14 protein-coding genes are annotated in these 13,893 nt (G+C 70.4%); all 14 read left to right on the forward strand.

Going from position 1 to position 13,893, the window contains the following annotated elements; all coding sequences use genetic code 11:
- The first annotated feature begins 18 nt into the window (after positions 1-18).
- The 14 genes from Y958_RS24415 to Y958_RS24480 all read left to right on the forward strand — a co-directional run bounded on the left by Y958_RS24415 (position 19) and on the right by Y958_RS24480 (position 13,887).
- A complete protein-coding gene (locus Y958_RS24415; RefSeq protein ID WP_088874522.1) occupies positions 19-273 on the forward strand; it encodes an NHLP leader peptide family RiPP precursor in 255 nt (84 codons plus the stop codon).
- Between the two features lie 37 nt (positions 274-310).
- Entirely contained in the window at positions 311-598 is a 288-nt protein-coding gene (locus Y958_RS24420) for an NHLP leader peptide family RiPP precursor (RefSeq protein ID WP_004272678.1), read from the forward strand.
- Positions 599-685: 87 nt separating this feature from the next.
- Positions 686-964 carry an NHLP leader peptide family RiPP precursor gene (locus Y958_RS24425; protein ID WP_004272677.1) on the forward strand — a complete coding sequence of 93 codons (279 nt, stop codon included), beginning with the start codon at positions 686-688 and terminating at the stop codon, positions 962-964.
- Between the two features lie 7 nt (positions 965-971).
- Entirely contained in the window at positions 972-1,253 is a 282-nt protein-coding gene (locus Y958_RS24430; RefSeq protein ID WP_088874523.1) for an NHLP leader peptide family RiPP precursor, read from the forward strand.
- 21 nt (positions 1,254-1,274) lie between these two features.
- Positions 1,275-1,568: an NHLP leader peptide family RiPP precursor gene (locus Y958_RS24435; protein WP_088874524.1), complete on the forward strand. Its 294-nt coding sequence runs from the start codon at positions 1,275-1,277 to the stop codon at positions 1,566-1,568.
- 48 nt (positions 1,569-1,616) lie between these two features.
- Complete coding sequence (locus Y958_RS24440) at positions 1,617-1,898, forward strand: NHLP leader peptide family RiPP precursor (RefSeq protein WP_004272674.1); 282 nt, start codon at positions 1,617-1,619, stop codon at positions 1,896-1,898.
- Between the two features lie 34 nt (positions 1,899-1,932).
- Positions 1,933-4,173, forward strand: coding sequence for a TOMM precursor leader peptide-binding protein (locus Y958_RS24445; protein WP_088874525.1), 2,241 nt, complete (start codon positions 1,933-1,935; stop codon positions 4,171-4,173).
- A gap of 12 nt (positions 4,174-4,185) precedes the next feature.
- Complete coding sequence (locus tag Y958_RS24450) at positions 4,186-5,037, forward strand: hypothetical protein (RefSeq protein ID WP_088874526.1); 852 nt, start codon at positions 4,186-4,188, stop codon at positions 5,035-5,037.
- Positions 5,038-5,068: 31 nt separating this feature from the next.
- Complete coding sequence (locus Y958_RS24455; protein WP_088874527.1) at positions 5,069-5,386, forward strand: NHLP leader peptide family RiPP precursor; 318 nt, start codon at positions 5,069-5,071, stop codon at positions 5,384-5,386.
- 31 nt (positions 5,387-5,417) lie between these two features.
- Positions 5,418-7,655: a TOMM precursor leader peptide-binding protein gene (locus Y958_RS24460; RefSeq protein WP_088874528.1), complete on the forward strand. Its 2,238-nt coding sequence runs from the start codon at positions 5,418-5,420 to the stop codon at positions 7,653-7,655.
- 27 nt (positions 7,656-7,682) lie between these two features.
- Positions 7,683-8,657, forward strand: a complete 975-nt coding sequence (locus Y958_RS24465; protein WP_088874529.1) for an NHLP bacteriocin system secretion protein — start codon at positions 7,683-7,685, stop codon at positions 8,655-8,657.
- Positions 8,657-10,813 carry an NHLP family bacteriocin export ABC transporter peptidase/permease/ATPase subunit gene (locus tag Y958_RS24470; protein WP_088874530.1) on the forward strand — a complete coding sequence of 719 codons (2,157 nt, stop codon included), beginning with the start codon at positions 8,657-8,659 and terminating at the stop codon, positions 10,811-10,813. Before Y958_RS24465 ends, Y958_RS24470 begins: the two co-directional genes overlap by 1 nt.
- Entirely contained in the window at positions 10,810-12,999 is a 2,190-nt protein-coding gene (locus Y958_RS24475) for an NHLP bacteriocin export ABC transporter permease/ATPase subunit (RefSeq protein ID WP_088874531.1), read from the forward strand. Before Y958_RS24470 ends, Y958_RS24475 begins: the two co-directional genes overlap by 4 nt.
- A 66-nt stretch (positions 13,000-13,065) precedes the next feature.
- Complete coding sequence (locus Y958_RS24480) at positions 13,066-13,887, forward strand: isocitrate lyase/PEP mutase family protein (RefSeq protein WP_088874532.1); 822 nt, start codon at positions 13,066-13,068, stop codon at positions 13,885-13,887.
- Positions 13,888-13,893 lie beyond the last annotated feature (6 nt).

The raw sequence follows: 13,893 nt of genomic DNA on the forward strand, positions 1-13,893 counted from the left end.
CCTGAGGGGAAGGATGCGATGCTGAATGCGAACATACTCAATCAAATCATTGCCAAGGCCTGGGCGGACGAGCGCTTCAAGGTCCGTCTGCTGGCCGATCCGGTCACGGTCTTGGTCGCCGAGGGCATCGACTTCCCGGCGGGCGTGACCGTCAGCGTGGTGGAGAACACCGCCACGCACCTCAACCTGATCCTGCCCGTCCCGCCCACCGACCTGTCCGACGATCAACTGGACGGCATCGGCGGCGGCTTCGGCTGGTGCTTCACCCTCTAAAGTCCGGCCGACGCCGGATTATCCAAGGAACAGTGACATGACGAACGAAGAGAACCTGAAGATCACCGGCAAGATCATCGCCAAGGCCTGGGCTGACGAGGGCTACAAGGCCCGCCTGCTGGCTGATCCCGCCGCCGTGCTGGCGGCCGAAGGCCTCGATCTGCCGGCCGGCATCACCTTCCGGGTGGTGGAGGACACCGCCGCCGTCCAGACCCTGGTGCTGCCGGCGCGGCCGGCGGACCTGTCCGATGACGACCTGGATCGTGCCTCGGGCGGACTTTGCTTTCCGGGCGACCCCCGTGGCGGCGGCGTCTTCTGCTTCTAAGACATTAAACGAGGCGTTTGGTGGCGATGAATGCCGCCACCGAACCGCCTATCCCGGTGCTTCGACATCTTGGAAAGGAAGAGGAAAATGCTGAACGAAGAGAACGCCAAGGTTGGCGGCCGCATCATCGCCAAGGCCTGGACCGACGAGGGTTTCAAGGCCCGCCTGCTGGCCGACCCGGCGGCGGTGCTGAAGGCCGAGGGGGTGGAGGTGCCGGCCGGCGTCACCCTGAACGTGGTGGAGAACAGCGGCACCGCCTACACCCTGGTGCTGCCGGCGCGGCCCACCGACCTGTCGGACGAGGATTTGGACAACACCGCCGCCGGCGCCATCCTGTGCGTCATCCCCTGCGGCTCGACTTTTTGACGCCGACATGACGGCGGCGGAAAGCGACGCGGCGATCGACGACATCATCGCCAAGGCCTGGGGGGACGAGGCCTACCGGGCGCGGCTGCTGGCCGATCCCGCGGCGGTCCTGAGGGACGAGGGCGTCGACCTGCCGGTCGGCGCCCTCGTCCAGGTGCTGCAAGACACCGCCACCGTCCAGACCCTGGTGTTGCCGACGCGGCCCTGGGATTTGGTCGAGGACGCGCTGGAGAGTGCTGCCGGCGCCCTGTCCGCCGTCTGTTACGACAGCTTCATGCAGGGACCGTGAGGGGTCTCATGGGGGGAAGGAATGAGCCAGGGGAACACCACCATCCTCCGCCGGATCGTGGCCAGGGCCTGGGCCGATGAGGGCTTCAAGGCCCGCCTGCTGGCCGATCCGGCGGCCGTTCTGGGCAGCGAGGGCATGGACCTGCCCGCCGGGATCGCCATCCGGGTGGTGGAGGACACGGCCGGTACCCGGACCCTGGTCCTGCCGGCCAAGCCTGTGGACCTGACGGAAGAGGAATTGGGCCGTGTCGTGGGCGGGGCCGACCCGTCCTACTGCGCCAACTGGTGCCTGTGTTGCGCCAACTGCGCCATCTGACCGGCCTTGCATAGCCCTTCAAACCCTGACCGCGAGAGGAATTGCGCCATGACCCATGAGGAAAAAGCCAAAGCCTACGGCCGTGTCGTCGCCAAGGCCTGGGCCGACGACGCCTTCAAGGCCCGCCTTAAGGCCGACCCCGTGACCGTCCTGCGGGGCGAGGGGGTGGACATCCCGGCGGGCATGGCCGTCACCGTGGCGGAGAACACCGCCACCGTCTGCACGCTGGTGCTGCCGGCCCGGCCGGCCGACCTCAGCGATGAGGAACTGGACGTGGTGTCCGGCGGCTTCGACCTAGCGGCCCACTCGGCCTGTGCGCCGATGTTCTGACCCATCCCTATCCAGACGAACGCGGCACCTATCCATGTTGAAAATTCCCGCTCTGAAGGCGCACCTGCGCGCCGCCGTCATCCCTGGCGAAGGTGTCCTGCTGTTGAGCGAGGACGGCGCCAAGGTATTGCACGGTGCCGCGTACGAGAAGGTCGTGCCTATGATCGACGGCCGGCACTCGGCCGACGACATCGCCGACGCCCTGGCGGGGCAGGTGGATGCCGCGCGCGTCTACTTCGCCCTGGCCCGGATGGAGGAACAGGGTCATCTGGCGGCGCCGGCACCCGATCTCGCCCCGTCCGTGGCCGGCTTCTGGCAGGCCGCGGGCGCCGACGCCCGGGCGGTTCAGGATGCGCACGCCACTCGCCGCGTGGCGCTCATGACGGTCGGCGGCGTGGACGCGGCCCCCCTGCGGGCGGCGCTGGCGACGGCGGGCCTGGCGGAAGAAACGCCCGAGGGGGCCGACCTGTGGATCGTGTTGGCCGACGACTATCTGCGGCCGGAGTTGCGGGACATAAACGACCGGGCGCTGGCGGCGGAACGGCCCTGGGTGCTGGCGCGCGCCGGCGGCCGGGAGCAGTGGCTGGGCCCCTATTTCGAACCCGGCGCCACGGCCTGCTGGGAATGCCTGCAGCGGCGGCTGACGCGCAACCGCGCCACCCATCGCTTCGCCGCGGCCAAGATGGATGTGCAGGGCCCGCTGGTGCCGCCCGTGGGGCTGGCCGTCACCCAGGCCGCCACCTGCCATGCCGTGGTGCTGGAGACGGCATTGATCCTGGCGGGCCTGCCCACCGCGCTCAAGGGCCAGGTGGTCAGCCGTGACTGGGTGACCCATAGCCAGCAGACCCACGTCCTGACGCCCAACCCGCTGTGCCCCGCCTGCGGCACGCCGGCGGAGCCGGCCGCCCGGGCGATGGAGCTGGGCGCCGGCCTGGCGGCGTTCCAGTCCGATGGCGGGCACCGCAGCGTCTCGCCGGAAACGACGCTGGCGGCGTACCGGCATCTGGTCAGCCCCATCACCGGCGTGGTCAACCTGCTGCAGCCGGCGACGCCGCCGGACGAGACGCTGGCCCATGTCTATGTCGCGGGTTCCAACGCCGCCCGGCCCATCGGCAGCTTGCGCGACCTGAAGCGCAGCCTGCGCAGCAGCAGCGCCGGCAAGGGCGTGTCGGAGGCGCAGGCCAAGGTCAGCGCCCTGTGCGAGGCGCTGGAGCGCAGCAGCGGCGAGATCGCGGGCGATGAGGTGCGGGTGCGCCGGGCTTGGCGGGACTGGCCGGCAGGGGAGGCCATCCACCCCAACGCGATCATGGGTTATAGCGAGGCCCAGTTCGCCGACCGTGAGGCGCAGAACGCCAAGCAATCGGTCTTCAACATCACGCCCCGTCCGCTGCCCGACGACCTTGCGGTGGACTGGACGCCCCTGTGGTCGCTGACGGAGAAGCGGTTCAAGCACCTGCCGACGCAGTTGGTCTATTACGGCGTCGACGGCGGGCGCAGCGGTCCGGACTTCTATGCCATGGGCTGTTCCAACGGCAACGCTGCCGGCAACACCCGCGAGGAGGCCCTGCTGCAGGGCTTCTTCGAACTGGTGGAGCGCGATGCCACCGCGCTGTGGTGGTACAACCGCCTGCGCCGCCGGGGTGTCGCCACCGACACCTTCAACGATCCGTACCTGCCGCGCATCGCCCGGCATTACCGGGAAAAGCATGGGCGGGAGACCTGGGCGCTGGACCTGACGTCGGACCTGGGCATCCCGGTGTTCGTGGCCCTGTCCCGTGAGGTCGACGCTCCGCAGGAACGCATCCTGTTTGGCCTGGGCTGCCACCTGGACGCCCGCATCGCCCTGCAGCGCGCCTATGCCGAGATGAACCAGATGCTGGGCCTGGCCACCGCCGAGGTGGAAGGCAAGATCGAGGATCCGGAGACGCTGCACTGGCTGCAGACGGCCACGGTGGAGAACCAGCCCTATCTGGCGCCCGACCCGGCCCAGGCGCCGGCGCGGCATGAGGACTTCCCCGTGCAGCACAGCGGCGACTTCCTGGCCGACATCAACCACTGCCTGTCCATCCTGGATCGCGCCGGCCTGGAGATGCTGGTGCTGGACCAGACGCGGGCGGAGTTGGGCCTGCCGGTGGTCAAGGTGGTCGTCCCCGGCCTGCGCCACTTCTGGGCGCGCTACGCCCCGGGCCGGCTGTACGACGTGCCCGTGCGCATGGGGTGGCTGGACCGGCCGCTGGCCGAAGCCGAACTCAACCCCATTCCCATCTTCGTGTGAGGGGACCCGACCATGAGCGAGTTTTCCGAAAGCCTTTCCCTGCCCGGCGGCCTGCATCTGGAGGCATCCGAGGAGCGGTTTCGCCTGCATCGCCTGCCGCCGTGGCAGCCGGGCCCGGCCGACAGCCTGTCGGCGCAAGGCTCGGCGCGGGCGACGCGGCAACTGATGTCCGGCGCCATGTATGCCGGCTTCTCCGCCGCCGTGGCCGCCAGTACCGGGCCGCGTCCGTCCTCTGCCCAGCGCGACGTGTTCCTGCGCTACGTCCACGGCCTGGCCGCCGGTTGGCGCACCACGGGCGTCACGCCGGGCGCCATGCGCCGCGCGGCCGACCGGCTGGAGGAGCGGGGGCAGCACGCCGTCGCGGCCCACTGCCGCCATGTGGCGGAGGAGGAGACGGGGCACGACACCCTGGCCTGGCTGGACATGGAGGCTTTGGGCCTGCCCGCCGCGACCTTCGTGGAACGCCTGCGCCCCCGCACGGCGATGGCCCTGGCGGAACGGCACCGGGAGTTGGCGGAGGCGGCGGAGCCCATCGCCGTGCTGGGCTACGCCTATGTCCTGGAACGCACCAGCCTGAACGTGACCGCCGAGGTCATCGCCGAGGTGGAGGCCGCCTTGCCGGCGGGCGTCTTCGCCACCCGCTGCCTGCGAGTGCACAGCGCCGTGGGCAGCGACATCGGCCATGTCGACGAAAGCCTGGAGTTCATCGCCGAATTGCCGGCCCGGGATCGCGCCATCATCGCGCGGGAGGCGTTCAACACCGCCCGAATCATGGGCGCGGGCGACGACTACCCCGGCGACGACGCCATGCGCGACCTGCTGGCCGAGCTTATGCAGCCGACACCGGCGCTGGCCTGCGCCTGACCATCACGACACAGGAGAAGGGGAGAAGAGCATGCAGACCGATGACAATGCCAAGGCCTACGGCAAGATCGTCGCCAAGGCCTGGAGCGACGATACCTACAAGGCGCGGCTGCTGGCCGATCCGGCGGCCGTGCTGGCGGCGGAGGGGGTGGCGGTGCCTGCCGGGGTGACCTTCCGCGTGGTGGAGAACACCGATACCGCCTACACCCTGGTTCTGCCGGCCAAGCCCACGGACATCAGCGATACCGATCTGGATGCCGTCGCCGGCGGGCGCTTCGCCTTTTCCTGCGGTGGTCCCGCCGTGGTGAAGCCCAAGCCCCCCGGCAATCCTACCCGGCGGTGCATTTGAGCTTGTCCAACAGCGCGGCGTTGCGGATCCGATGTTGAGAATTCCCCTCCTCAAGGCGCACCTCCAGGCGACGGTTTTTCCGGGCGAAGGCGTCCTGCTGCTGTCGGAAGACGGTGGCAAGGCGCTGCACGGCGCCGCGTACGAGGGGATCGTGCCCTTGCTGGACGGCCGGCATACCACCGACGCCATCGTCGACGCGCTGGCCGGACGGGTGGACGTGGCCCGGGTCTACTACGTGCTGGGACTGCTGGAGCGGGCCGGGCATCTGGTGGAGGCGGCCCCGGATCAGACGGGGGCGGAGGCCGCCTATTGGCACGCGGCCGGCGTGGATGCGCCGGCCGCGCGCCATGCCCTGGCGGCCCGGCGCGTGGCGGTGATCGCGGTGGGACCGGCGGATGCCGGCCCCCTGCGCGCCGCCCTGGTAGCGGCCGGCCTGCGGGAGGGGACGGCCGACGGGGCGGATCTGTGGATCGTCGCGGCCGACGACTACCTGCATCCGGAATTGGCGACCATCAACGCCGCCGCCCTGGCCAGCGGCCGGCCCTGGCTGCTGCTGCGTACGGGCGGGCGGGAGCAATGGCTGGGGCCGCATTTCGTCCCACATCAGACGGGATGCTGGTGCTGTCTGCAGCGGCGCCTGGCCCGCAACCGCGCCCTGTTCCGCCTGGCCGCCGACCGGCAGGGGCGGGAGACCCCACAGCCGGTCCAAGCGCTGCTGCCCGCCGTCCATGCTGCGACCTGCCAGAACGCGGTGGCAGCGGCGGCCTTGATCCTGGCCGGCGCACCCTGCGGCCTGACGGGACAGGTGCTGAGCCTGGACCTGACCACCCTGGCGCAGCGGGCCCACGTCCTGGCGCGCAATCCGGCCTGCCCCGCCTGCGGCAAGGCCCCGGTACCGGTGACCCGTCCCCTGGAGCTGCGCATGGGCACAGCCGCCTTCCGCAGCGACGGCGGGCACCGCAGCGTCGCGCCTGAGGCGACCCTGGCCACGTACGGGCACCTGGTCAGCCCCATCACCGGCGTGGTGTGCGAGCTGGAGCGGGCCGGGCCGGCGGGTGAGGGCCTGACCCATGTCTACACCGCCGGCACCAACGCCGCCCGTCCCATGGAAAGCCTGAATGACCTGAAGCGCAATTTGCGCAGCAACGCCTCCGGCAAAGGGGTGTCGGAGGCCCAGGCCAAGGCCAGCGCCCTGTGCGAGGCCATCGAGCGTTACAGCGGCGAGCTGTCGGGCGGGGAGGTGCGCATCCCCCGCGCCTGGCGGGACTGGGACGTGGGCCAGGCCATCCACCCCAACGCCGCCATGCGCTACAGCGACGCCCAGTTCGCCGACCGCGCGGCGCAGAACGCCAGGGGATCGGCCTTCAACGTCACGCCCCACCCGCTGCCGGACGACGCGGTCATCGACTGGACGCCCGTCTGGTCGCTGACCGAGCAGCGGCACCGCCACCTGCCCACGCAGCTGCTGTACTACAACGTCCGGGGCCGCGATGCGCCGGACTTTTACGCCGTCGGCTGTTCCAACGGCAGTGCCGCCGGCAACACCCGCGAAGAGGCCATCCTGCAAGGCTTCTTCGAGCTGGTGGAGCGCGATGCCGCCGCCATATGGTGGTACAACCGGCTGGCGCGCCCGGCGGTGGCGGTGGACGGCTTCGGTGATCCCTACCTGACCCAGCTGCGCGACCATTACCGCGACCGCTACGGGCGGGATGTGTGGGCCCTGGATCTGACCACCGACCTGGGCATCCCCGTGTTCGTGGCCCTGTCGCGTCAGGTGGGAACACCGGTCGAGCGCATCCTGATAGGCATGGGCTGCCACCTGGACGCCCGCATCGCCTTGCAGCGCGCCTTCGCCGAGATGAACCAATTGCTGGGCCTGGCCGATGACGGCCAGGACGCCCAGCTGGAGGAGCCGGACACCGTGGCCTGGCTGACCGGCGCCACGGTGGCGAACCAACCCTATCTGGCCGCCGACGGGACCCGAGCGCCCATGCGGCTGGCGGATTTTCCGGTGCAGCACACCGGCGGTTTCCTGGCCGACATCGACCATTGCCTGTCCATCCTGGACCGCGCCGGGCTGGAGATGCTGGTGCTGGACCAGACGCGGGCCGACGTGGGCCTGCCGGTGGTCAAGGTGGTGGTGCCGGGCCTGCGCCACTACTGGGCCCGGTTCGCGCCGGGGCGGCTTTACGACGTGCCGGTGCGCATGGGCTGGCTGGACCGGCCGCTGGCCGAGAGTGACTTGAATCCCATTCCGATTTTCATGTGATGGGGCGCTGATGGGGGCATTGGGGGCATGAGTAATCCGATTTTCCGCAAGGCGGCCCTGGACGGCCTATCCTCGCCGGAACAGCTGAACCAGTTGGTCCAGGTGACGCCGGCGCGCGCCTGGATCGCCCTGTGGGCGTCCGCCGTCCTGCTGGCGGCGATCCTGGCCTGGGCGGCTTTCGGCACCCTGCCGTCGCGCATGGCGGGGCGGGGGGTGCTGATCCATGACGGCGGCACCTTCAACGTCGTGGCGGTGGTCGACGGGGTGGTGGCCGACATGGAGCATCTCAGCCCCGGCCAGCACATCGCCAAGGGCCAGGTGCTGGGCCGCATCATCGACCCGGCGCTGGGCCAGCAGATCGCCTCCGCCGAGGCCTATGTGCGGACCCTGGCCGCCGCCACGGGGCCGGGCGCCCAGGAAACCCGCGCCCAGGCGCAGCAGGAACTGGACCGCCTGCGCTTCGAGGCGGCGTTGGATCACCGGGTGGTCAGCGACCATGACGGCGAGGTGGTGGAGGTCATGGCCACCAACGGCCACGCCGTGAAGCCCGGCGACCCCATCGTGAGCATGGAATACGGGGAGTCCCCGCTGCGCGCCGTGCTGTACCTGCCGCCCTCCAGCAACGCCAAGCTGCTGCGGCCGGGCATGACCACGGAAATCTCGCCCGTCACCAGCCTGAGGGAGCGCGACGGTTATCTCATCGGCCGGGTGCGCTCGGTGTCCAAATATCCGGCGACGCAGGCCGGCATGCTGGCCCTGCTGCCCAACCCCGCCCTGGTGGACGAACTGGCGCCGGAGGGCCCGCCCATCGCCGTGGAGGTGGAGCTGGTGCCCGATCCGCGGTCGCAGAGCGGCTACCGCTGGTCCTCCCCTGCCGGTGACGCGCTGGAGATCAGCAGCGGCACCCTGTGCAGCGGCAGCTTCGTGCTGGAAAGCCGGCGCCCCATCGCCCTGCTGTTCCCCTTCCTGGACAAGTCCTCCCCCAGCCGGGCGCGCGACTGATGGCCGGTCTTCCCTTCAAGCGCCGGCTGCGCACGCCCACCATCCTGCAGATGGAGGCGGTGGAGTGCGGTGCCGCCAGCCTGGCCATCCTGCTGGCCCATTACGGCCGCCATGTCTCGCTGGAGGAGCTGCGGGCCGCCTGCGGCGTCTCGCGCGACGGCAGCAAGGCCAGCAACGTGGTCAAGGCCGCGCGGGCCTACGGCCTGACCGCCGGCGGCAAGCGCTATGACATCGGACAGCTGCGCCAGGCGCCCATGCCCGCCATCGTCTTCTGGAACTTCAACCACTTCCTGGTGGTGGAGGGCTTCGGCAAGGGCGTGGTCCACATCAACGACCCCGCCACTGGCCCCCGCAAGGTGACGGACGCGGAGTTCAGCGACGGCTACACCGGCGTCACCCTGGCCATGGCGCCGGGGCCCGATTTCCAGAAGGGCGGCAACGAGCCCAGCCTGGCCCGGGCGCTGGCCAGCCGGCTGCGGGGCGTGCGCGCCGCCTTCGCCTTCGTCGTCATCGCCACCCTGGCCCTGGTGCTGCCGGGCCTGGCGCTGCCGGTGTTCACCCAGGTGTTCATCGACGAGATCCTGATCAAGCGCCTGGATGGCTGGTTGCAGCCGCTGTTGCTGGGCATGCTGGTCACGGCGCTGCTGCGCATGGGGCTGACCGCCCTGCAGCAGTCGCAACTGCTGCGCCTGGAGATGCGGCTGTCGCTGCAATCCTCCGCCAGCTTCTTCTGGCATGTCCTGCGCCTGCCCATCGAGTTCTTCAACCAGCGCTATGTCGGCGACATCAGCGTGCGCGTGACCGCCAACGACCGCGTGGCCCATTTGCTGGCGGGTGATCTCGCCACCAACGCTGTCAACGTCCTGTCCGTCCTGTTCTACGCCGCCATCATGGCCACCTACGACGTGGGCCTGACCCTGGCCGGCATCGCCATCACGGCGCTGAACCTGCTGGTCCTCAGGGCCATCGCCCGCAAGCGGCGGGATGACAATCTGCGGCTGCTGCAGGACCGGGGCAAGCTGATGGCCGTCACCATGGGGGGCGTCGAGACCATCGAGACCCTGAAGGCCACGGGCGGCGAGGGGGATTTCTTCGCCCGCTGGTCCGGCCATCTGGCCAAGGTCATCAATGGCGAACAGCGGCTGGAACTGAACACCCGCCTGCTGGCCGTGCTGCCCAACCTGCTGAACGCGCTGGTTTCCGTCGCCATCCTGGGGCTGGGGGGCCTGCGGGTGATCGACGGGCGCATGTCCATCGGCATGCTGGTGGCCTTCCAGGGCCTGATGGCCAGCTTCACCCAGCCGGTGACCAACCTGATGGGCCTGGCCGGCAAGCTGCAGGAGGCGCAGGGCGACATGGCCCGCCTGGACGATGTCCTCAACTTCCCCGCCGCTGTTGGCGGGTCTGTTGGCGGCGCGCCGGAGGGTGGGGCGTTGGTGGGGCGGCTGGAACTGCGCAACCTGCGCTTCGGCTACAGCCGGCTGGAGGCGCCCTTGATCGAGGATTTCAGCCTGACGCTGGAACCCGGCCGCCGCATCGCCCTGGTGGGCGGCTCGGGCAGCGGCAAGTCCACCGTGGCCCGCCTGGTCACCGGCGTGTTGAAACCATGGGAGGGGCAGGTGCTGCTGGATGGCATTCCACGCGATCAGATCGCCCGCGACCGGCTGCATGCCACCCTGGGCAGCGTCGACCAGGACGTCTACCTGTTCGCCGGCACCATCCGCGACAATCTCAGCCTGTGGGACGGCACCCTGCCGCCGGAGGAGATGGTCAGCGCCGCCCGCGACGCCGCCATCCACGACGTCATCGCGGCCCGGACCGGCGGCTATGACGCGCCGGTGGAGGAGGCGGGGGCCAACTTCAGCGGCGGGGAGCGCCAGCGGCTGGAGATCGCCCGCGCCCTGGCCGGGCGGCCGCGCGTGTTGGTGCTGGATGAGGCGACCTCCGCCCTGGATCCGGTGACCGAGAAGGCCATCGACGGCAATCTGCGCCGCCGTGGCTGCGCCTGCCTGATCGTGGCCCACCGCCTGTCCACCATCCGCGACTGTGACGAGATCATCGTCATGGATCGCGGGCGCATCGCCGAACGGGGCAGCCATGACACGCTCATGGCCCTGGGCGGCCGTTACAGCACCCTGATCGCGACCGACCAATGACCGATATGCCCCTCGATCAACGGCTACAGGACAAGGCCCGCGCCGACGGCCGCATGTTCGCCTCCTCCATCGGCGACCTGGCCCAGGTGCTGGCCGGGCAGGCGGCGGATTCCGCCGTCCTGCTGGGCACGGGCGACGCGCTGGTCGACGCCTGCCGCCAAGTCTTCCGCGCCGCCGGCATCACGCCGGCCGTGTCGGCCCCCGCCGCCGATGACCCCATCCAGCGCCTGGAAAGCCTGGCCCGCCAGGCCGGTGCCGCCTGGCGTGTCGTCGCCCTGACCGGCCGCGACTGGTGGCGGGACGGCGCCATGCCCCTGCTGGCCTTCCGCAAGGACGGCGGGCCCGTGGCCCTGCTGCCGGTCGCGCGCGGTGACGGGCTGTGGCTTTGGGACCCCGCTGCCGGCACGCGGGTGCGTCTGGATGCCCAGCAGGCGGCCGGGCTGGAGACCCAGGCCTTCGTCTTCTACCGGCCCCTGCCGGATGAGCGGATCACGCTCTGGGACCTGGCACGTTTCGCCCTGCGCGGCAGCGGCCGCGACATCGCCCGCCTGCTGCTGCTGGGCGCGCTGGGCGGCGTGCTGGGCCTGGGCGTGCCCGTGGCCACCGGCGCCCTAATCAACACCGTCATCCCGGCGGGGGAGCCGGGGCGGCTGGGACAGTTCATCCTGTTGTTGCTGACCGCCACCCTGGGTGTCAGCGCCTTTGAGCTGACCCGCGCCATCGCCCTGCTGCGGGTGGACGCGCGGGCGGCCATCGGCGTCCAGGCGGCGGTGATGCAGCGCGTGCTGCGCCTGCCGGCCCCCTTTTTTCGGACTTATGCGGCGGGCGACCTGACGCAGCGCATCTTCGGCGCCACGCAGATCCTGCACAGCATCAGCGAAAGCGCCCAGTCGGCCCTGACCAGCTGGATCTTCAGCCTGGCCAGCTTCGCCTTCCTGTTCACCATAGACTGGCGGCTGGGCCTGCTGGTGGCGGTGCTGGCCGGCATCGCCATGGCGGCGGCGGTGGGCATCAACCTGCTGCGCCTGCGGCTGGAGCGGCGCATGATCGCCGTGCAGGGCGACCTGGCCTCCCGCGTTTTCCAATTGCTGACCGGCATGGCCAAGCTGCGCGCCAACGGCGCGGAGAAGCGCGCCTTCGCCCTGTGGGCGACGCGCTTCGCCCAACAGAAGACGCTCAGCTTCGGTGTGCAGCGCCTGGGCAACAGGCTGGAGGTGTTCAACGCCGGCTACGTCGTCCTGGCCTCCCTCTGCCTGTTCGCGGCGGTGGAGGCTGCGACGCCGCTCAGCACCGGAGCCTTCGCCGCCTTCAACGCCGCCTTCAGCCAGTTCTTCGCCGCCACCCTGGCCATGACCATGGCACTGACCAACGCGCTGAGCGCGGCCCCCCTCTATGAACGCCTGCGCCCCCTGCTGCAGGCGATGCCCGAACCCAACCGGGTGCAGGCCGCCCCGCGGCCCTTCACGGGCGCCATCGACATCAGCCATGTCAGCTTTCGCTACAGCGCCGACGGCCCGCTGATCCTGGACGACGTGTCGATCAGCATCCGCCCGGGGGAATTCGTGGCCATCGTCGGCGCGTCCGGGTCCGGCAAGTCCACCCTGTTCCGCCTGCTGCTGGGGTTCGAGCGGCCGCAGGGGGGCGCCATCTATTACGACGGCCAGGATTTGGCGGGCCTGGATCTGGGCGCGGTGCGCCAGCAGCTGGGCGTGGTGCTGCAGAACGGCAAGCTGATCCCCGGGCCGCTGTCGTCCAACATCATCGGCGCCTCCACCCGCCTGACGGTGGACGACGCATGGGAGGCGGCGCGCCTAGCCGGCCTGGACCAGGATATCCGCGCCATGCCCATGGGCATGCACACGGTGATTGCGGAGGGGGGCGGCGTCATCTCCGGCGGGCAGAAGCAGCGGCTGATGATCGCCCGCGCCATCGCCGGCCGGCCGCGCATCCTGCTGTTCGATGAGGCCACCAGCGCCCTGGACAATGCCACCCAGGCCATCGTGACGCACAGCGTGCGCGCGTTGCAGGCCACCCGCGTGGTCATCGCCCACCGCCTGTCCACCATCATCGAGGCCGACCGCATCTTCGTCATGGACCAGGGGCGCCTGGTAGAAAATGGCAGCTATGCTGACCTTATTGCCCAGGGCGGCGTTTTTGCCGATTTGGCGCGGCGCCAGATGGTGTGATCGTCATCCTTGCCGACAGGGCGGCGGCGGACGGACAGTCCGCCCCCAACGGGAGGGAAACGGACCATGACACGCACCATCACGGAAAAGCGCGCGGCCTTCCGCGCCCTGCATCAGGACGGCTGCTTCCTGCTGCCCAACCCCTGGGACGTGGGCAGCGCCCGGATGCTGCAGCACTTGGGCTTCCAGGCCCTGGCCACCACCAGTTCCGGCTATGCCTGGACGCAGGGCCGGCCGGATTACGGCGTGACGCGCGACGACGTGCTGGCGCACCTGCGCGCCCTGGTGCCGGCCACCGACCTGCCGGTCAATGCGGACTATGAGTCCGGCTTCGCCCATGAAATCAGCGATCTCGCGGCCAATGTTCGCATGGCGGTTGAGGCTGGTGTCGCCGGCCTGTCGATCGAGGACATCCGCGCTGACGGCCAGCCCGGCCATTACGACACCGCCACGGCGGTGGAGCGTATCCGCGCGGCGCGGAAGGCCATCGACCAGGTCGACGCGCAGGCCGTGCTGGTCGCCCGCACTGAGATCCTGTTGAGCGACCCATCCCGCGTGGCGGAGGCCATCGACAAGATGGTGGCCTTGGCCGACGCGGGCGCCGATTGCCTCTACGCCCCCGGCCTGGTCGAGAAGGCCGACGTCATGGCCCTGGTCCGCGCCGTGGCGCCCAAGCCGGTAAACCTGCTGGTCATGCGCCCCGGCCCCAGCCTGGCGGAAATCGCCGACTGGGGCGTGCGCCGGGTCAGCGTCGGCGGCGGATTGGCGCGCGCCGCCTGGGGCGGCTTCCTGCGCGCGGCGGAGGGGCTCCAGGCCGGCTCCTTCGACGGCTTGGCCGCCGGCGCTTCCGGCAAGCAACTCAACGAGATCTTCGCCAATTTCACCTGACGGGGC

The organism is Nitrospirillum viridazoti CBAmc (genome assembly GCF_000730165.1).
GTDB lineage: Bacteria > Pseudomonadota > Alphaproteobacteria > Azospirillales > Azospirillaceae > Nitrospirillum > Nitrospirillum viridazoti.